This window comes from Vibrio navarrensis (assembly GCF_015767675.1).
Taxonomy (GTDB): Bacteria; Pseudomonadota; Gammaproteobacteria; order Enterobacterales; family Vibrionaceae; genus Vibrio.
The window spans coordinates 932,812-952,797 of the sequence record NZ_CP065218.1 but is presented as its reverse complement, the minus strand read 5'-3'; the positions used below and the strand labels follow the sequence as shown (position 1 = coordinate 952,797).

The 19,986-nt window shown below is 47.8% G+C and carries 20 protein-coding genes and 1 tRNA gene; 14 read left to right on the top strand and 7 right to left on the bottom strand.

Going from position 1 to position 19,986, the window contains the following annotated elements:
- Nucleotides 1-179 precede the first annotated feature (179 nt).
- The 3 genes from I3X05_RS20905 to I3X05_RS20895 all read right to left on the bottom strand — a co-directional run bounded on the left by I3X05_RS20905 (nt 180) and on the right by I3X05_RS20895 (nt 3,390).
- A complete protein-coding gene (locus tag I3X05_RS20905) occupies nt 180-1,367 on the bottom strand; it encodes a DUF3103 domain-containing protein (RefSeq protein WP_045570067.1) in 1,188 nt (395 codons plus the stop codon).
- A gap of 323 nt (nt 1,368-1,690) precedes the next feature.
- Nucleotides 1,691-2,134, bottom strand: coding sequence for a GNAT family N-acetyltransferase (locus tag I3X05_RS20900; protein ID WP_193167374.1), 444 nt, complete (start codon nt 2,132-2,134; stop codon nt 1,691-1,693).
- Between the two features lie 221 nt (nt 2,135-2,355).
- Entirely contained in the window at nt 2,356-3,390 is a 1,035-nt protein-coding gene (locus I3X05_RS20895) for an ABC transporter substrate-binding protein (RefSeq protein ID WP_045570065.1), read from the bottom strand.
- Between the two features lie 265 nt (nt 3,391-3,655).
- Here I3X05_RS20895 and I3X05_RS20890 point away from each other — a divergent pair, with 265 nt between their 5' ends.
- On the top strand, nt 3,656-4,030 hold the full coding sequence (locus tag I3X05_RS20890; RefSeq protein WP_045570064.1) for a hypothetical protein: 375 nt from the start codon (nt 3,656-3,658) through the stop codon (nt 4,028-4,030).
- 49 nt (nt 4,031-4,079) lie between these two features.
- On the opposite strand, the gene I3X05_RS20885 is transcribed toward I3X05_RS20890, so the two are convergent.
- The 3 genes from I3X05_RS20885 to I3X05_RS20875 form a co-directional block, all read right to left on the bottom strand.
- Entirely contained in the window at nt 4,080-5,033 is a 954-nt protein-coding gene (locus I3X05_RS20885; protein ID WP_045570063.1) for a lactate/malate family dehydrogenase, read from the bottom strand.
- A gap of 153 nt (nt 5,034-5,186) precedes the next feature.
- Nucleotides 5,187-6,083, bottom strand: a complete 897-nt coding sequence (locus I3X05_RS20880) for a DMT family transporter (protein ID WP_045570062.1) — start codon at nt 6,081-6,083, stop codon at nt 5,187-5,189.
- A 174-nt stretch (nt 6,084-6,257) separates the two neighbouring features.
- Nucleotides 6,258-6,716, bottom strand: coding sequence for a L,D-transpeptidase family protein (locus I3X05_RS20875; protein ID WP_045570151.1), 459 nt, complete (start codon nt 6,714-6,716; stop codon nt 6,258-6,260).
- 179 nt (nt 6,717-6,895) lie between these two features.
- On the opposite strand from I3X05_RS20875, the gene I3X05_RS20870 reads away from it, so the two are divergent.
- Together I3X05_RS20870 and I3X05_RS20865 are read left to right on the top strand one after the other, a co-directional pair.
- Nucleotides 6,896-7,894, top strand: a complete 999-nt coding sequence (locus tag I3X05_RS20870) for a 2-hydroxyacid dehydrogenase (protein WP_045570061.1) — start codon at nt 6,896-6,898, stop codon at nt 7,892-7,894.
- An 80-nt stretch (nt 7,895-7,974) separates the two neighbouring features.
- Nucleotides 7,975-8,331, top strand: a complete 357-nt coding sequence (locus tag I3X05_RS20865) for a YibL family ribosome-associated protein (protein WP_039432941.1) — start codon at nt 7,975-7,977, stop codon at nt 8,329-8,331.
- Between the two features lie 92 nt (nt 8,332-8,423).
- On the opposite strand, the gene I3X05_RS20860 is transcribed toward I3X05_RS20865, so the two are convergent.
- Entirely contained in the window at nt 8,424-9,632 is a 1,209-nt protein-coding gene (locus I3X05_RS20860; protein ID WP_337971234.1) for a NupC/NupG family nucleoside CNT transporter, read from the bottom strand.
- Nucleotides 9,633-10,181: 549 nt separating this feature from the next.
- Here I3X05_RS20860 and I3X05_RS20855 point away from each other — a divergent pair.
- The 11 genes from I3X05_RS20855 (at nt 10,182) to I3X05_RS20805 (ending at nt 19,956) form a co-directional block, all read left to right on the top strand.
- Nucleotides 10,182-10,265: transfer RNA gene (locus tag I3X05_RS20855), tRNA-Leu, on the top strand.
- A gap of 26 nt (nt 10,266-10,291) precedes the next feature.
- Nucleotides 10,292-10,903 carry a DUF2913 family protein gene (locus I3X05_RS20850; RefSeq protein ID WP_045570059.1) on the top strand — a complete coding sequence of 204 codons (612 nt, stop codon included), beginning with the start codon at nt 10,292-10,294 and terminating at the stop codon, nt 10,901-10,903.
- A 259-nt stretch (nt 10,904-11,162) separates the two neighbouring features.
- Nucleotides 11,163-12,323, top strand: a complete 1,161-nt coding sequence (locus I3X05_RS20845) for a methyl-accepting chemotaxis protein (protein WP_337971233.1) — start codon at nt 11,163-11,165, stop codon at nt 12,321-12,323.
- An 81-nt stretch (nt 12,324-12,404) separates the two neighbouring features.
- Complete coding sequence (locus I3X05_RS20840) at nt 12,405-12,773, top strand: response regulator (protein WP_039441878.1); 369 nt, start codon at nt 12,405-12,407, stop codon at nt 12,771-12,773.
- A gap of 58 nt (nt 12,774-12,831) precedes the next feature.
- Nucleotides 12,832-13,155: an STAS domain-containing protein gene (locus tag I3X05_RS20835; RefSeq protein ID WP_045570056.1), complete on the top strand. Its 324-nt coding sequence runs from the start codon at nt 12,832-12,834 to the stop codon at nt 13,153-13,155.
- Nucleotides 13,156-13,157: 2 nt separating this feature from the next.
- Entirely contained in the window at nt 13,158-15,365 is a 2,208-nt protein-coding gene (locus I3X05_RS20830; RefSeq protein ID WP_337971232.1) for a chemotaxis protein CheA, read from the top strand.
- Nucleotides 15,366-15,374: 9 nt separating this feature from the next.
- Complete coding sequence (locus I3X05_RS20825; RefSeq protein ID WP_045570054.1) at nt 15,375-15,965, top strand: chemotaxis protein CheW; 591 nt, start codon at nt 15,375-15,377, stop codon at nt 15,963-15,965.
- Nucleotides 15,966-15,988: 23 nt separating this feature from the next.
- Nucleotides 15,989-17,962 (top strand): methyl-accepting chemotaxis protein, encoded by a 1,974-nt coding sequence (locus I3X05_RS20820; protein WP_337971231.1) that lies wholly within the window; start codon nt 15,989-15,991, stop codon nt 17,960-17,962.
- 8 nt (nt 17,963-17,970) lie between these two features.
- The gene (locus I3X05_RS20815; RefSeq protein WP_045570052.1) at nt 17,971-18,507 is read left to right on the top strand and encodes a chemotaxis protein CheW; all 537 of its coding nucleotides are present in this window, start codon (nt 17,971-17,973) and stop codon (nt 18,505-18,507) included.
- Between the two features lie 8 nt (nt 18,508-18,515).
- On the top strand, nt 18,516-19,361 hold the full coding sequence (locus tag I3X05_RS20810; RefSeq protein ID WP_193157478.1) for a CheR family methyltransferase: 846 nt from the start codon (nt 18,516-18,518) through the stop codon (nt 19,359-19,361).
- A gap of 151 nt (nt 19,362-19,512) precedes the next feature.
- Nucleotides 19,513-19,956 carry a chemotaxis protein CheD gene (locus I3X05_RS20805; RefSeq protein ID WP_197541311.1) on the top strand — a complete coding sequence of 148 codons (444 nt, stop codon included), beginning with the start codon at nt 19,513-19,515 and terminating at the stop codon, nt 19,954-19,956.
- Nucleotides 19,957-19,986: the final 30 nt, after the last annotated feature.

The following is a 19,986-nucleotide window of genomic DNA, read 5'->3' as shown; positions in this document are numbered from 1 at the left end:
GCCAACAAGAAAGTCATTACATTAGCGGCATATAAACGAATTGACGCTTTCGCTTGCGCGTCTGGAATAGGTCGAGTTCTTCGGAACTCGACCTTTTTATTTCGCCCTATCAGGCGTGAGACTTATGCCTATAGATGAGTAGTACCTGTGGACAAATAATACCTATAGACGAATAGTGCTTATGGACGGGTTGGATTGATCGTCAGCGGCTCCAAGGTCACTACCGCGTTTACGCCCGCTCCCGGATGATCAACATACGACGTGTCTTGCATCAAGGTGTAGTAGACATCGACAAAGTCATCATCATTGGCTAGCGCACCATCTGGAATGGCATCAATGATCTTGTTCGTCAGCTGCGGGATAATCGCGTAGGCTTGCACTTCTGGATCGGGAATGGCTTTGAGCACCTCTTCCGCCACCTGTACCAACAGCTTGGCAAGCTGCTTGTAATCCGTACCATCGTCTTGCTCCATCAACACCATATCAGCGGCGCCCCAGCGGTAGCGAGACCAGTGAATCACAATTTGATTTGGGTAGTAATCTTTGTTGTCGTAATCGAGATAAGGCATTTCGACCAGATCAAGCGCAGGCTCATCACGACTTGGGTTTACCCCTGTCACAATGGCGTAGATTTCTGCTTTTCCTGAGATCCATGGCTCTTGGTCATCGGCTAGACGAATTTTCTTCAGCTGCGTGGTATGGATTGGCTGTGCCTCTCCTGCTGCGAACGCCTTCACAGACGTTGCAGCGCGATCACGTTCATTCTGATAAGGCAAAACGACCGTTGATTGACCAAGGCGCTGCATTTCGGCTCTCATCGCTTGTAAGCCTGCTTTCAACTCGACCGAGCTATTGTTATCAATCACGATAACAGGCACTTCCGGCATTTCACTCACACTTAACTGATGTATTTGTCCATTGATATCAAAGGCTTCAATGTACTGCCACTGCTCATCATCACCCGTTGGCTCAAAGGCGAACAGTGGGCTTTGCTCGCCATTTTGCCAAGCGGCTAACATCGCTTCATTGGCTAAGCGCACTTCTAAGAGTTCGTCGGTGTATTCAGAGATGCCTTTCCATGTACGAATCTGGCTATCTGCTTGGATAAATTGGCGACTAAATTGCGCTTTCGGTTGCTGCTCAGCCAGAGTGGAAAGTGAAACGTTAAGTTGCTCAGAAGTGATATTGGCGCGCAGTGTACCTTCTAACTCCGTAAAATGTTCACTCAGTTGTTTGGCCAAATCACGTTTTGTATTGGTAATTTCCCCCGCTTTGTCGTTAGAAATGGTGGTCACTTTCGTCTCTTCAGACTGGCAACCCACAAGCGCTAATGCACAAAGAGCAGAGAGGGAGATGATTTTTTTCATGTAATACCCCTTAATATTTTTATTATGAGTAGAGTTAAAGATCTATTCATAACCAAAATACCACTCCATCCTATTCATTCAACGCCGTTTTATAAATTTGTTCAAACTCTGCCCAGAAGATCATGTTTTAATTAAGTATTATTTAAAGTAGTAGATCCTGAAACAAGCCAAGATCATTGGAAAAATTGTTTCTGTTCTAAGCAAAATCAAATAAAACGGTATGCTTTTAAATAGAAAACACAGGGATTGAAAAATAAAAAATCCCGTGACTATCGCTTAGTCACAGGATTATCGATATGGACGAAAATTGGCGTAAGGTGCTGTTATTTGTCGACTAGCATGCTGGCAGAGAGAATATTGCTGTCACTTTGCCCCTCTTCCACATCAAAACCGACCGCCGTAAAAAAAGCTTTCGCGGCTCGGTTGTTGCGTGGATATTCGACCTGCAATTTTTTCACCGCCGGTAGGCTCGCCATTTCTGCTAACAATAGATCAATGGCACAACGACCAATACCATGACGCTGATGGGCATAGTCCACCATAATACGACGCAGTATGACCACAGAATCGGAACCCATTTCCCACATAATAAAGCCAACGGGTTTACCCTCTAAGCAGAGCGCTCGCGCTTGGGTATTCTCGTGATAAAAAGATTCAATCAGTGACCAAGTATTGCTGACCACCAGCTCTTCCTGATACTTAGCCAACTCTAATTGGCATACAGCTTGGTAGTTGTTTTTATCGATGTGGCTTAAGGTGATGTCCATATCCTTTTCTCTCGAAAAATTCCGCAAAATATGTGCTTTTAGTGCCATTAAGAGTGAAAAAAAGCAAGTGTTTCCTAACGATGTTTTTACACCGATTCAAAAAGCACAGCACGAAATGGATGTAGGCAAAGCATCGGGTGGCGCCGCTTAAGCATTCGCATTTAGTAACGGCAAAACAAAAGGAGCGCCTTTGCGCTCCTTGGGATAATCTCATTCTTGCCTTATTGCGTTCTTAGGCGCTGCCAGTATTTCTCATAAATCGCGAGCGTTTCTGGACCGACATCATTAATAAACTCTCCCTTCTTCATATCTTTATCTGATGGGAAGATGGTTGGGTTGTTTTTCAACTCAGCGGGTAGCAACTCACGGCCAGATTTGGTTGCTGAAGCGTAGCCTAGGCTGTTGACAATCTCAGCTTGGTTTTCTGGTTGGTACATGAAGTTAACAAACTTGTGCGCCAATTCTTTGTGTTTACTACCAGATGGAATGGTGAAGTTATCCATCCACAGAACCGCGCCTTCTTCAGGCATCACGAACTTCAGTTCTGGCATTTCCACTTGGCCTTGGTAGGCGTTCCCGTTCCACTGCATGCCGACAGACGCTTCACCAGACACATACGGCACTTGCGGCGCATCTGAGTTATACAGTAAGACGTTATTCTTCAACGCAACCAAAGATTCGTATGCTTTCTTGATTTCCGCTTCGTTTTTAGTGTTGATACTAAAGCCGTTAAGTTTTAACGCCATACCGAAAACATCACGGATATCGTCAATCAGCATCACTTGTTGCGCGTACTTTTTATCCCACAGATCGGCCCAGCGAGTCAGAGGGGCGTCGACCATGGTTTCATTGTAACTAATACCAGTAATGCCCCAAATATAAGGCAGCGAGTAGTCGTTTTTCGGATCGTGCGCTTGACCAAGCAGACCATCCATCGTGTCTTTCATGTTAGGGATTTTGCTGTGATCCAGTTTGGTCAACAGCCCTTCCCGACCCATTTTTTCGATGAAGTACGCGGAGGCAAACACCACATCGTAACCGCCACCTTTCAGCAGCTTGAGTTTGGTGTACATCGATTCATTATTTTCAAATGTTGAATAGTTAATCGTGACGCCTTCTTGTTTCTCAAACGCCTTTAGAGAAGCTTCAGGTAGGTAACTCCCCCAAGCATAAACGTTCAGCACTTCGCTCTCTGCCTGAGAGACCGCGCTAAAAGAGAGCGCACTCAAAACCAGTCCTTTGATTAATAATTTCATAGTTTGCTATCCAGACTTAACCAGCACCGCGCTGGGGGTCACGCGCATAATTAGGCAATTGTTAAGGATTTGAAAGAAAATTTAATTAATCGTTATGAATAATATTCGTTGTTATTCCTAACATGGTTTATGCTCAAGGGCTGAGCGCGAACTGACTGGAAAACCACGGATTTTTCGTGCTAAAAAACACGCGACAGGTTCACCAATTGTTATCAAGAGCATCACTGCGCATGCCATTTATTTAACTCAAGGAGTCGAGTAAAACGTGACAACACCAAGATATGTAGAAATTAATGATGGCATCCAATCAGTTTGGATGATTGAACGGATCTGGCAACTGGCCGAGACGTTGCCAACCGAAGAGATCCCAATTGCGGATATTTGTGGCCCGGACGAAGTCACTTGGTTTGGTGATTCCGGGCCCGGACCGACTTGTCGCGCGATTGCAGAGCATTGCCGACGGATTAATAACGCGGATCTCAGTTACCCGGTGATTCTCACCGAAGATTACCGCGTTTTTGACGGCATGCACCGCATCGCCAAATGCATCATGCAAGAAAAAACCACCATCGCCGTCAAACGTTTTCGGCAAAATCCACCACCGGATCAAGTGCGTGACTTGAATCAACCCAGCGAATAAAAAAAACAGCGCCCACGTTTTCTCGGGCGCTGTTTCATTTCCGATTTTTTTAAGCGTTTAGTCCCGTAGCGTTGGCCACTTGCGCCACAACCACATTCACCGCTTTGGCAATCTCACTTAACGTCTCGAGCTCCTCTTGGCTAAACGGGTGGTGCAAAATCTTTTCTGCGCCTTGTTTGCCAATCACCGTCGGTAAGCTGAGCACCACATCTTTTAGCCCATATTGCCCGGACAATAGCGTGCCTACCGGTAAAACCGATTTTTCATTGATCATGATCGCCTGAATGATGCGAAACACGCTGGCCGAGATGCCATGGGTGGTATTGTGCTTGCGTTTGAAAATCTCATACCCCGCCTGCTTGACCGATTCCAACAGTTCATCGGCGTCAATGCGTTTGATATGGTTAGTGTCACAGTAGTAATCCGCAGGCTGCCCGGCGATCGAAATCAGGCTCTTCGGGGTAAAACACTGGCTACCGTGTTCGCCAAGCACATAGCCAAAGACATTTTTCGGATCCAGTTGCACGCGATTTGCCACAATGGTCATCAAACGAGCCGTATCGATCACACAGCCACTGCTGATGATTTTCGATGCTTTGAACGAGCTGTTTTTGGCGATGAAGTGGGTGACGATATCGCAAGGATTCGACACCACAATCAAAGTGGCATTCGGTGCAACACGCTCAACCTGATGAGCGATTTCAACACCAATCTTGGCATTGATTTCAGCGATATCCAGACGCGTTTGCCCTTGTTTGATCTGCGCACCCGCGGTAATCACCACAATGTCGGCACCGAGCAAATCAAGATAATTTTGCGTCGGTAAGATGTGGGTATTTTTTGAGAAGGTGAGCGCCGCGGTATGGCGAAAGTCATACACTTCCCCTTCGGCTCTGGCTAAGTTTTGGTCCAATAACACCAATTCGCTGACACTGCCTAAGGTGAGCAGATAATTGCACACTCCCACGCCAACGGCTCCCGCGCCAATTACACCAATCTTCATTTTCGCTTCCCTGATAAAACACTAACTAAAGTTTAATTTTAACTGCGATTATTGGTGTCTATCTAATTTAATTTGGTGTTGAGTAATGAATTTGGTGTAAATGGCGATGATGAACACAAAAGTTAGTACATGGCACTGCGACTTGGTCAACCGTTAATCACCTGCCGCAGATTGTGTACGCCGCAGTAAGGAGAGCAGTTTGCCGTCGGTGCGATACAAAATCAGTGAAAACAAAATCAGGCTACAGCCGACTAACTTACTCAACGTCAATACCTCGCCATACCAGCCAATACTGAGAAATACCGTCCAAACCGGCTCTAAAATCATGATTAACGCCGCGTTACCCGGGTTGATCTGCTTTTGCGCCATGGTTTGCATCACGTAGCGCAGCGCGGTCGCCAGTATGGTACTGGCGGTAAACCAGCCCCAAATACTCGGCTCGACGTCAAGCGGCACACTTTCAAACAGCGCACTGGCGGTTAAACCAATCAATCCGGTCACAAACAGTTGAATACAGGTGAGAAGCAAAATGGGTAAAGTCTGCGAATACTTGCTATTGATATTGAAGTGCAGTGCCAGTACCACGGCATTAAACAAAAACCAAAGCTGGCTGGACGAGCTTTGCCAGCCATCTTTGAGCGATAAAAACGCCAGCCCCGACATGGCAATCGGCAGTGAGAGCCAAAAAATGCGTTTGGGCTGTTGCCGAAATAAGATCCAAGCAACAAACGGAACCATCAACATCGACAGGCTAAGAATAAACGCCCCTTCACCGAGGGTATCGCTAATCGAAATGGCGTGAATCCAACTGATCAGTGCCGTTGCAAGTAGGCAACCGACCAAGGCTGCCGAACGGATATCTTGCCAACTCGCGCGGCGCAACGAGCGAAAGCAAAACGGCAATAAACACAGCGAGGCGATAAGAAAGCGCAAACCGACGAAGCCGAACGGCGGTAACCCTTGGATAGTCTCTTTGGAAAAGATCCAGCCAAAAGCGGACAGTATGGTGGCCATGATCAAGATGGCGGAAGCTTTGCGTTCAGAAGTCAATATGATTACTCGTGCTGGTAGGAAGGCGGTCTTAGCCTCCTTCTCTTGGTTATAAGCTATTGTTGCAGATACGCAAAAATAGATTGAGCAAGCGACATGATGCCAAAACGTACCGATGCTATCGAGACAAAGGTCGGTTAAATTCTCACCCAGTGAGAAAGGAAAACGATTAAACTACCATTCGATGTGAATCGGCGTGCCCATTTTCACTAAACGGATAAACTCATCCATCTCGGTATTGTTCAGCGCAATGCAACCGTTAGTCCAATCGAAACTCTGAATAAATTGAGGTGGGCGCTGCTCGCCATCACGCAGACCATGAATTTTGATATCACCACCGGGCGAAACACCCCGTTCGCGCGCTTGCGCTAAATCGGTTTCATTGGGGTAGCTGATGTGCACTGAGCGATAAAACGCGGATTCTTCAGAGACGTAATCCAGCGTGTAATCGCCCTCTGGGGTGCGGTGATCGCCCTCTTGCCGTTTATGTCCCAGTGGATTTTTGCCTAGCGCGATGCGGTATTCGCGAATGACTGTCTCTCCTTGCATCAGGTAGAGGCGGCGTTTGGATTTATCGACTTTAACCAGATCCACCTGCGCCAGCGCTGGCAAGGTCAAAAAGAGAGAAAACATCCACACTGCTTTGCTTTTCAACACGCACCTTCCATCGCTATCCATGCCATTTGCATACTAATGAAGCAAACACTATTGGGCAAACTTATTCGACGCAATTTATCCTACCCAACCCCACCGCATTCAAGTAGTTTATAAACAGAAAGCTTTATAAAAACATTAAATTCTGTGAGGTTACTATGGTAAATGTGCTTTTCTATAGTGCGAAAAACTACGACGAAGTCTCCTTCAATAAAGCCAAAGGCGACCATCCGGTTGAGTATCATTTCCACGATTTTCGCTTAACCAGCAAAACCGCTTCGCTGGCCAAAAACCACGAGGTGGTTTGCGCATTCGTCAACGACGATCTCTCTGCACCGGTCCTGAAGTTACTGGCGGAAGGCGGAACCAAACTGATCGCTATGCGCTGCGCGGGCTTTGACAAAGTGGACTTGGCGGCGGCCAAAGAGCTCGGCCTGCAAGTGGTGCGCGTGCCGGCCTATTCCCCGGAGGCCGTCGCCGAACACGCGGTCGGCATGATGATGTGCTTAAACCGCCGCCTGCACAAAGCGTATCTGCGCACCCGTGATGCGAACTTCTCGCTTGATGGCTTAGTAGGGTTCAACTTCTACGGCAAAACTGTCGGAGTGATCGGCTCGGGCAAAATCGGCGTGGCGGCGATGCGTATTTTCCAAGGATTGGGGATGACTATCCTCTGCTACGATCCGTATCCGAACCCTCTCGCGCTGGAACTTGGCGCACAATACGTGTCGTTGGATGAGTTGTATGCGAAGTCAGACATCATTAGCCTGCACTGCCCAATGAGCAAAGAGAACTACCATCTGCTCAACAAAACCTCGTTTGCTAAAATGAAACGCGGTGTGATGATCATCAACACCAGCCGCGGCGAACTGCTCGATTCGTTTGCCGCCATTGAAGCGCTAAAACAGGGGCAAATTGGCGCGCTCGGTTTGGATGTGTATGACAACGAGAAAGATCTCTTTTTCCAAGACAAATCCAACGATGTGATTATCGACGATGTCTTCCGCCGTCTCTCCGCTTGCCACAACGTGCTGTTTACTGGCCATCAAGCCTTTTTGACGCACGAGGCACTCAATAACATCGCCTCGGTGACGCTAAACAACATCGACGCCTATTTCTCTGGCACAACCAGCGGCAACGAGTTAATCAGCGAATGATAAAATGTCGGGCAGTTTAGTAAAGTGCTACGCTTAGCTATGCTATACTTCCCGACCATTTCTACCAGAGCCCAGTGTTCATGAGCATAAAAAACGACATCCAGAAGCTGCACAACCGTTTAGACACTTGTCAGCGTAAACTTGAAACCGCACGTACTCGCGGTGATCAGGAAATGATCACCAAATTCACCAATGAAGTGGATGAACTGTCTAAGTCACTGTCCCAACTCAAGCACAAGCAAAATTACGAGCTAAATAAAGAGCGTAAGAGTTTGCTCGACATGCCTTTCTCGCGTGAAATCACCAAAGAAGAGCAAGCAGACATTGGTAAACTGAAAAAACGCGTCAAAGGCTTGGTCATCGTCCATCCAATGACCAAAATCGGTAAAGAACTGCGTCTGGATGTGATGACAGGCTTTGCGCCAAAAGCGTTTTAAGCGCTAAGAGAAAAGAAAAGCCTGAGCGACGATCACTCAGGCTTTTTTGCTGTTCATGCCCCCGCGAACGAAGGCATGCTGTTATCGCTCTCTTACAAGGCGATAAAAATGCCCGCCAAACACGCACTCATTAAGTTCGCCAACGTGCCCGCCGCAACGGCTTTCAAGCCCATGTTGGCCACATCGCCACGACGCTCTGGTGCCATCACGCCAATTGATCCCAACTGAATGGCGATAGAACCGATATTGGCAAAACCACACAGAGCAAAGGTGATGATCACTTGGCTGTGTTCAGACAAGAGTGCTTTGTGCTCAACAAAATCGATAAAGGCAACAAACTCATTCATTACGATTTTCTGCCCGATGTAAGAGCCCGCCGCCAACACTTCATGCGCAGGCACACCAATCAGCCACGCTAAAGGTGAGAAGAGGTAACCGAACATCGCTTGCAATGTGATGCCGCTAAAGCCCAGCAGTTCACCCAGATTTTCCAGCCCAGTGTTCACCATCGCGATCACGCTGACAAACGCAATCAGCATGGTTCCGACCGCCACTGCGACTTTCATCCCGCCCATCGCGCCGCTGGCTAACGCGTCAATCACATTGCTTTGATCCGATTTGTCCAGCGCAATGTCGTTGTAATCGCAAGGCGTTGCGCGCTCAGGAATGATGATTTTCGCCATCAATAGGCTACCGGGCGCCGCCATGAAACTGGCCGCAATCAGATATTTAAGCTCAACACCCAAGCCCGCGTAACCGCCAAGCACACTGCCCGCCACCGACGCCATGCCGCCTACCATCACTGCAAACAGCTCCGAACGGGTCATTTTCGGCAAGAAAGGACGGATCAATAAAGGCGACTCACCCTGCGAGAGGAATATGTTACCGGTTGCAACCAAAGACTCGGCTTTGCTGGTACCAAGAAATTTTTGAATGCCACCACCAAGAAACTGAATCACCTTTTGCATAATGCCAAGGTAGTAAAGTGCCGAAATTAGAGCGCTAAAAAAGATGATGATAGGTAATACACGCACAGCAAAAATAAAGCCTGAAGACGCCAAATCGCCAAATAAGAACGCAATACCTTCATCGGCAAAGCCCAACAAACCTGATACTGCACCACTGAGTGACGCCAGCGCAACTTGTCCCCAAGGAAAATACAGCACCAGCGCAGCAAAACAGACTTGCAGCAGTAAAGCGCGAGACACCGTACGCCAGTTAATCGAACGGCGGCTTTCAGACAACAAAACCGCGCAGCCAAGAAGGGCGATCACACCCAGAAGACCAAATAGAATGCTCATGTGTGATGACCTGCTTAACGTTTGAAAAAGAGTGAAATGCTGACGAAATCAGCAAAAGAGGGAGCAGCATGAAATGGTGAAGTGTGACACCAAGAAGAGTGAATCACTGAGAACGTATAGTTCGACATTTTTATTACCTTATACAAGCTTTGGTAGGAAGCTGGTCCGATCCGTGGGGTCATTCACTCAGGCGGACGCCTAATTCCTTGTGACGGCTTGTATGGGTAAGAGCAGCGAACAGTGCTACCCTGAATCCCGTTTAAACGGGTCGCTAGTATAGGGATATGAATGAGATATTCATCACATTTATTTACGCAAACGTTCAAGCGTTTATAAAACAGACAAAACGCTATTCCACCGCCTTCATAACAATATAAAAACCAAGGTTAATGCTGAATTTTGCCGCTCTTTGCGCAACAAATGTCCAAACAAACCAAAATCATCAATTTCTCTTCAATAAACACTCGCCTAACGAAATTTTTGGATATACAATCCGCTCCGGTTTGAAATGAACCACATCAATATTGAAGCAGTGCTTCAACATCCTATGCCGAGATGGTGAAATTGGTAGACACACTAGCATGAGGTGCTAGCGCCTATGGTGTGAGGGTTCGAGTCCCTCTCTCGGCACCATTCCCTTATTAGATAATTTCGATGTGATGCAAGGTATTAAGCAGGCCAGACAGGCTGCAGATGCAAATCAACTTCTCAGGGAACTTGCTGTTCACGCTTTGTTGCATCTTGAATTTCGTCGCCTTGCTACTGCCGATAAATCCCTGTCTATTAAAGACAGTAACGATTTGCTGCAAAAATGGCTCAAGCCTAAACTGAAAAGCAATCGCTACAAACTGATCAAAAAGCCGCTTAAAACCCTGACCCAGCAAGCCAAAGGCGATCAAGGCAACTTGGAAAAACTGCTGGAAAAATGTGTCGGTGCCGAAACACCACCAACGCAACCGCATCTAGACAGTTACCTCCTGCTGATTAATGAGATCGAGAAAAAACTCGGTACCACAGTGCTGCTATCGCGCGCTGAAGATGTTGACCTTTCTCATGACGAAAATGGTTGCCTGCTGTGTGTTTTGACGCAAAACCTCAACGACCATTTTGATAGCCACAATACCTTGATCAAACCCATTTCGATGCTGTTTCGCGGCCCGATGAGCCAACGTTCACTGTTCCTTGGCGCAATCTACGCCAACAATACCTACGGCTATTCGGTTCAGTACCAAGATGAGCAATTTGTGCGTATTACGCTTGAACTAGCGTAAACCCGTCACCTCACTGTCTTGCACGGCGCAATCACCTCAGCGCAATCCTCCTCAATATAAAATCATTAATTTTCATACAGATAAACAAGTTTCTTCACAAAACACATCACTTAATCTGCGATACGCCTTCAACAATATAAAACCAATTAAATGTGCTACAAATTGCTTAAAGTTGAATTTTCCGATCTAAATCACGCTGCCTCACCTGATTGCTATCTAGTCTAAAGAGGAAAATCAAATTACCGGATTGCCTACGCTAATGATTGTGAATTTGAAAACCTACTCTTGGCTGTTGTTCCTTCTTTCCGTCGGATTGGCGGTAGCTTTCTTTGTATTTCCAGACTTTGCACTCTACTTTGTCGTGCTTTGGCTGATGTGCAGCGCGGCCTTCATTGCTCTCCTCCACATTGCCGCCAACGAGATGGACAGAGAAATTGGTAACGCTAAACAGCAAATCGCAGCTGAGCAGTCTCAATCCCATAAACAGCACGAGCTTAGCGAGCAAGAACATCATATCTGGCATAAGGTGATCCCCATTTGGCAGCGGCACATTACCAGTTGTAAAGACATCTCGGAAAATGCGATTAATGAGTTGTCAAACCGCTTTTCCAATCTGGTCGCCCTGATGATCCAAACCCAAGGCGAGTCCAGTGCGATTAATGGCCCTCAAAGCCATCACAACATTGAACAAGATAGAGATAAATTGACCACTATCTTTTCGCAGTTAAAGGCGTATGACGACGTCACCGACCAGCTATTCGAACAAATCGAATCGCTGGAAAACTTCACTAACGATCTCGACCAAATGGCGCTTGCCGTCGCCAATATTGCCAACCAAACCAACATGCTTGCCCTCAACGCGGCGATAGAAGCGGCAAGAGCAGGTGAAGCAGGACGGGGCTTTGCGGTCGTGGCACAAGAGGTGCGCGATCTCTCAGCCCAATCAGGTACAACGGGCGATCAAATTACCAAGAAAATCAATGAAGTAAAAGGTGTGATGAGCTCGATATTGGCTTCAGCCTCGTCAACAAAAGATCAAGAAGATAAAACCCTTGAAGAAAGCGAGCATCACATCCAAGACGTGATTGAGAACTTGGGCGCTTATACGCAATCGCTGCACGACGAAGCCGCGCAACTGCTGGTCACTCAACAAGAGATTCAACAACAAATTGAGCAAGTGCTGATCGAGTTACAGTTCCAAGACCGAGTGAGCCAAATCTTAAGCCAAATAAGCAAAAGTATGGATGAGCTCAGTAGCAAGGTGCTCGATCAAGAGACTCCGCTGAGTAAGAAAGATATTGATCAGCTACTAGCCAAAATGAAATCGAGTTACACCACGGTGGAAGAACACAGGCAACACGACCCTAAAGCTCGCCATGTAAGCCCATCTGCGGAAAGTGGCTCGGTGAGTTTTTTCTAGCTCCATTTTAAGGCGAGAAACAGAACAAGGCGCAAGCAGGATAGCTTGCAGAGAGTTTAAATTGATTGAAGAGACGACACTATGGCTAAAACAATACTGGTTGTTGACGATTCAACCTCCATCCGTCAAGTCGTTGGCATTGCGTTACGTGGTGCTGGCTACGATGTCATTGAAGCAAGCAATGGCAAAGATGCTTTGAGCAAAATGACTGGGGATAAAATTCACCTGATCATCAGCGATGTCAACATGCCTGTTATGGATGGCATTGCGTTTCTCAAAGAGATCAAACAGCACCCTCGCTACAAGTTCACGCCCGTTATCATGCTGACCACCGAGGCTGGCCAAGACAAGATGTCTGAAGGCCGAACGGCTGGCGCCAAAGCGTGGATTGTGAAACCTTTTCAGCCACCCAAAATGCTGGATGCTGTCGCCAAGCTCGTTCTGCCTTAGCGCTCAGTAGCGCTGTTTAACGCTGTTTTCCCTTTGATTTGTGAAACAAGGAAGCACCATGACGATAGCAATAAAAGCCGAGCAAGGTCATGCCCAGGTGAGCATTCAAGACGAGTTAACCATTTACAGTGTCACTGAAATGAAACAAGCCCTATTCGAGGCCTTGTGCCAGTTCGACTCACTAGAAATTGATCTTGAAGCCATCAATGAGATTGACACTGCCGGCGTTCAGCTCCTGCTGATGCTTCGAAACGAATCGCGCCGACTGGAAAAAAAAGTGCATTTGGCTAAACACAGCCCCGCAGTGATTGATGTACTCGAAACACTCAACCTTGTTGCCACCCTCGGCGACCCTATTTTGTTGCCAGCAGGAGAGAAATAGCCATGTCCGATGATGCCAAATTTATTTTTGTTCAAGAATCGGCAGAGTTGCTCGAACAGATGGAAGATGCGCTACTCGCCATGGAGCAATCTCCGCAGGATGAAGAGCCCGTAAACCAAGTGTTTAGAGCAATGCATACCATCAAAGGCGCGGCTGGCATCTTTGGTTTTGACTGTATTGTCGATTTTACTCACCCGGTTGAAACGCAAATGGATTTGGTGAGAAAAGGGCAGAGAAATATCGACAGTGCCTTTGTGGCTCTGCTACTGAAGTGTAAAGACCACACAGAACGTTTAGTGAGTACCGTCGCTGAGGGTATGGACGCTGAAGTACCCAAAGAACTAGAACAAGCAGGAAAAGAACTGATAGAAAAGCTGCTGCAAGGAACCGTGCCGCCTACCCCGCTCGCGACGCAAAAAACGGCCCAGATTGATGCGCAAAGCGCACAAGAAAGCGGCCGTGATTTTTGGATTATTTCACTGGATTTCAAACCTGACGCCCTTCGTAATGGGCTAGACCCGCTCTCCTTTATTCGCTATCTGCCACGTATTGGGAACATCACAGACATCGTGACACTCACACAAAACTTGCCCCCCGCTGAGGAAATGGATGCAGAGAGTTGCTACCTTTCGTTTCGCATCTCGCTCGTTAGCGATGCAAGCAAAAGCAAGATTGAAGAAGTGTTTGAGTTCGCCAGAGAAGATTGCGACATCCGTATTCTTCCGCCAAAGAGTCTGCAAACCAGTTATTTAGACTTGCTCGATGATCTTCCCGAAGAGAATGTTCAACGCCTCGGCGAAATGTTGATTAACATCGGCGCAATCACTGAACAAGAGCTCGCTTTGGCTCTGATAGAGCAAAGCTCGCCAAGCCCATCAGCCAGCCAACAAGAGAGCGGAAAATCCTTGGGGGAGATATTGATCAAACGTCAAGTCGTCTCGGAGCCCGTGATCGAGAAGGCGCTACACAAACAGCAGAGCAGCCGGGAAAAAGCGAATAAGGAAAACCAATCGATACGCGTCGATGCCAACCGCTTAGGCCATTTAATCAACTTGGTTGGTGAATTGGTCATCTCAAACGCTGCGGTGCGTTTGATGGTCGATAAATATCAGATGCAAGACGCGCAAGATGTGGTCGCCAACGTTGAGGCGTTAGTTGAAGAAATTCGCGACCACGCGCTGCAACTACGGATGGTACCGATTGGCGATACCTTCTCGCGCTTTCGCCGCGTGGTCCGAGACGTCAGCCAAGAGCTAGACAAAGAGATTGAGCTGGTGATCACCGGGGGGGAAGCCGAACTGGATAAAAGCGTGGTCGAGAAAATTGCTGATCCGCTCACACACCTTGTTCGCAACGCCCTCGACCACGGCATTGAATCCCCTGCAGAACGACTTGCCAATGGCAAGCCCAGCACAGGGACGTTGCGACTCAATGCGCTGCACGATTCAGGACACATCGTGATTCAAATAGCCGATGACGGTGCTGGGCTAGATCTGGAAAAAATACGCAAAAAAGCCGAAGTCAACGGACTCATCAAAGCCGATCAGACATTAAGCCGTCGTGAACTCACTCGGCTGATTTTCGAGCCCGGTTTAAGCACTAAAGAACAAGCGAACAACCTCTCCGGCCGAGGAGTCGGCATGGATGTGGTGAAACGCAATATTGACGCCCTGAGAGGCAACGTGGAAGTCGACAGTGAAAAAGGCAAAGGAACGCTGGTCACCATTCACCTTCCTTTGACGTTAGCCATTATTGATGGATTTATGGTCGGCGTCGGCTCTGAACGTTATGTAATCCCGCTTAGCATGGTGGAAGAGTGCGTGGAGCTGGACCCAGCACAATGGTCCTTAGACACCCAGCGCAATCACATCAGCCTGCGCGGCGATATGATGCCTTGCCTACGCTTGCGAGACTTCTTTGACGTGCTGGATGAGGACCGCACTGATCGCGAAAACTTGGTGGTGGTGCGATTTGGTCGCAGCCGAGCAGGGCTGGTTGTTGACCAACTGTTCGGCGAACTGCAAACCGTGATTAAACCATTGGGAAAAGTCTTCCAAGGCCTTAAGGGCATCAGTGGAGCAACGGTGTTAGGTAATGGCAACATCGCTTTAATCCTGGATATTCAAGGGCTCATTACACTTGCGATTAAACAAGGTGAGAGCTCACATCCTAAACGCTCCAAACTCTCCATTAGCTCGCACGCCTATTAGGAGGATAACATGGTGGAACTGATCACAGGGTTCGGCGTTGAACAAGACGAAAAGCAAAATCCTAACGACGAACAAATCGAGCAATATCTGACTTTTAAAGTTGCCAATGAACTGTTTGCAGTTGGCATTTTGGAAGTGAATGAGATTATTGAGTTTGGATCGATGACCCAGGTTCCGATGATGCCCAATTCTATTCGCGGAGTCATCAATCTGCGCGGCCAAGCGGTCCCGGTCGTTGATCTCTCTGCTCGTCTAGGCAAAGGGCAGCGAGCCTTAAACCGACGAAGTTGCATTATTCTCGTACAGGGAACGGGTAAGCCACCGGCACTACCGATTGGGATGTTGGTCGACAGCGTCGACGAAATCGTCGAGATCGAGCAAGCGTGTATTCATCCGCCACCAACCTTTGGTGAATCCGTCGATACACAGTTTATTAAAGCAATGGCTCGCACCAATGAACTGTTTTTTATTCTATTGGATATCAAGCACCTTCTCTCGCATGTGGAGAACATTGCAGCACAACAATGGGAAAGCATTGCAACACATCATTCAACGGCGTTCTCTGAACGCTCAATGACAATTTCATCGAACTCAGAATAATTGATTGGCAAGGGGATGGCGTCATGTTTAGTCGTTTAAAATTAAGCGCTCAAATTAGTTTGGGCTACGCGTTAGTCATGGCGATGTTGATCGCCGTATCAATCACCGCTTATTTCGGTCAATCAAAGGCAACTTCTGGCTTTGACGACTACCGTGAACTGGCTAGGACCTCCAATCTCGCCAGTCAAGTGGAAATCCACATGCTGCTGACGAGAGTCTATGCCAAGGACTACATCATCAACCAGAGTCAAGATTCGTTGCGTCTGTATCGGGACTATTTCTCTCAGTTGATGGAATTAGTCAAACAAGCTGATGGAAGCATACAAAAGCCAGAACGGGCAGAGAATATTAAGCTCATCTTAAGCTCGATTACGCAATACGACGAGACGTTTTCCCGCATCACCAAATTAATGGAGCAGCGTGATGCCATCATGAAACAGCAGTTGGAGCCTCAGGGAGGTACCATGGTCAGCGCCATGAGTAGTATCATGGATTCCGCCTATCGAGATGCCGATCCAAATGCGACTTTCTTTGCCAGTGAAACCCAAGAGTCTCTTCTTCTGGCCCGCCTTTACGTCACGAAATATTTGCTCTCTTACGATCAAGCCTATGCTGATCGCGCATTTAATGAACTCAATGTGACTATGGTGGAAAGAGAAAAAAGTCTCGATGCTAGTTTAGAAAACCCAGAGCGCAGACGTCTGCTGGAAAATTTCATGGCGGCAAAAGCGCTCTACTCTCAAGCGCTATCAGACATGAATCAAATCGCCAACAGCTTACACAAAATGATCACCGATGACCTCGATCGCCTTGAAAAAATCGTTTCAACGGCCAGTGAGGAAGTCACCCTATCGGTGCAAAAAGATCAAGATACTCTTGGGCCACAAGTCAAACAGGACAATGCAAATACCATCACAACCGTAATTTGGGTGTCTATCAGTGCGATTGTTGTCAGTATCATCTTGTCTTGGTTGTTAGTCCGTATTATCAAAAAACCGCTTGGTGGCGAACCAAGAGACATGGAAACCATCGCTCGCAGAATTGCCGATGGTGACCTGAACATCCGTTTCGAGCATCACGGTCAGGCCACTGGTGTCTACGGGGCGATGCAAGAGATGGTCACGCGCCTTAGCAGCATCATAGAGCAAGTACGCAGCAATGCAGATGCCCTCGTCAGCGCCTCACAACAGGTTAACGCCACCGCGCAGACGTTAAGTCAAGGGGCAACGGAACAAGCGGCCAGCGTTGAAGAAACCACCGCATCAGTCGAAGAGCTCAACGCCTCTGTTCAGCAAAATGCCGAGAACGCGCGAGTGACCGATGGTATGGCGACCAAAGCCTCTGGCGAAGCAGAGAAAGGCGGCAAAGCCGTTGGCCGCACCGTGCAAGCGATGAAAGAGATCGCCAGCAAAATCAGTTTGATTGAAGACATTGCGTATAAAACCAACCTGTTATCCCTCAACGCCGCAATAGAAGCAGCAAGAGCGGGGGAGCATGGCAAAGGGTTTACTGTCGTGGCTGCCGAAGTGCGCAAACTGGCTGAAAATAGCCGAGTGACTGCCCAAGAAATCAACCAGTTGGCGACCAACAGCGTCTCAATTGCCGAAGAAGCTGGCAAACTGCTAGAAGAGATCGTACCCAGCATCAGTAAAACGGCTGATTTAGTACAAGAAATTGCCGCCGCTTCTGATGAGCAATCCAGTGGTGTGGCGCAAATTAACAGTGCTATGTCGCAATTAGACCAAACCACGCAGCAAAGTGCCGCCTCATCGGAAGAGCTCGCTGCGACGGCTGAGGAACTGAGTGCGCAGGCCGAAGCACTGCAACAAGCGGTCGCTTTCTTTAGATTAAACGTGGCAAGCGATAGCGTGTCAACGCCATCCAAGACAGCCTCGTCGGCTAAGAATTCGGCCTCATCTCATACGCCGAAACCGCAACCTTCATTGAGTTATGCGGCGGCGACCGGTTTTGATGAAAGGGATTTTGAACGATTTTAGGAGACGCCATGAAGCAACTGACTGCTCAGGGAAAAGACGTTCGCGATATTGACGGCCACAGCCGTCAATATCTGACGTTTTCCGTTGATCACCAAGTATTGGCCATCTCGATTCTTGATGTGAAAGAGATCATCGAACTCGCCGAAATGACGCGAGTACCGATGACCTCGCAAGAGATTCGGGGCGTCATCAACCTGCGAGGAAATGTCGTGCCCGTGGTGGATTTACCGTTTCGCCTACTCGGCACACCCGCCAAGATGAGTAAACGCAGTTGTATCGTTTTCGTCGAAACCGAGCACGATGAAGAACATAGTCTGGTGGGAATGATGGTCGACAATGTGCGTGAAATTCTCGATATTGCCGACCAACAGCTGCAATCTCCTCCTGAGTTTGGTACGGACATTGCCAACGAGTACATCCACCATATGGCGAGATATAACGAGGACTTTATTACCCTCCTCAACATCAACCGTGTTCTCACCTTAGAAGAGATATCACAACATCAATCCGCAGTGGAACACTTACCAGAAGTGGTACATGCATAATGAACTTGATGCCGCCAGAAACTCAAAGAGCAACGGTGCTGGAAAGCTTTCGCCCGATTACGGATGACGAGTTTAGCTGCTTCAGAGAGTTAATCTTCCGTACAGCGGGAATATCGATGGCTGACGAAAAGAAAGTGTTAGTCTCTGGACGTTTGGCCAAAAGGCTGCGCCACTATCATCTGAATACCTTCGAACAGTATTATCAGTTAGTGCGAAATACGCAGCAGCACCCCGGTGAAATGCAAGTAATGGTGGATCTTCTCACCACCAACGAAACCTACTTTTTCCGCGAGCCAAATCACTTTGAGTTTTTGCGACAACATCTCAAAGAATCTCGGCCCAGCGGGACATTTCGCATTTGGAGCGCGGCCTGTTCATCCGGTGAAGAGGTGTATACGCTGGCGATGACGCTGGCCGAAGCATTGCCGCATAAAGCGTGGGAAGTGGTGGGGTCCGATGTCAGTCAGCGCATGCTCGACCATTGCCAAAAAGCGGTTTATCCGCTCTCTCGCCGTGGTTCCATGAGTGACTATTATCTGCGCCAATATTGCCTTAAGGGCATTCGGCAGCAAGAAGGTCATTTTCTGGTTGAGCGCTTTTTGCGTTCACGCTGCACCTTCCACCAAGTCAATCTCATCGAACCTTTGCCCAACTTGGGGCTATTTGATGCGATATTCTTACGCAATGTCATGATTTACTTTAACCGCGATACCAAACAGAAGGTGGTCCAAAAACTCTTAAAGCAGTTGAAACCAAATGGGCTGCTTTTTATTGGTCATTCCGAGTCCCTGAATGGTTTAGATCATCAAGCGAAATTAATTCGCTCCTCGATTTATCGCAAGCAATGTGAATAACGGTATGCGTTCATCGATTCACCGAGGTAGAACTCATATCACAATAGGCCCCGGGGAGTATCACGCTTGCCACCAAAAACCCATTTTTTCTACCATTTTGGGCTCTTGTGTCGCGACTTGTCTGTGGGACCCTGTCCATCATGTGATGGGGATGAACCATTTTCTGCTGGCAAACACCACAAGCCAGCGGCGGGAACCATTGATCTTCTCTGAGGCTGGCCGTTATGGCATTCACGCCATGGAATTGCTGATCAACGCCATGCTGAAGAAAGGCGCCGAACGTAAGCATTTGCAAGCGAAAGCGTTTGGCGGCTGTAACTTGCTCGACAACAAAGGGAAAGAAGTGTTGCCGTTTACCATTGGTCAGCTCAATAGCCAATTTGTGGTCGAATTTCTTAAACAGGAGGGAATACCCTTGGTTGCCTCCAGTTTAGGCGGAGCGGATGCAAGGGTTATTTATTTCACCCCAGACGATAACTTCAGCGTTTATGTCAAACGCATTGGCCGACAAAATCAGCAAACGCTCGCCAAGCAAGAAAAAGCCTTCCTATTACAGCAATCACAACAAAAATCACGCCCAATCCAGTTCTGGTAATAAATAATGCTGGCAGTAAAAAGGAATAAC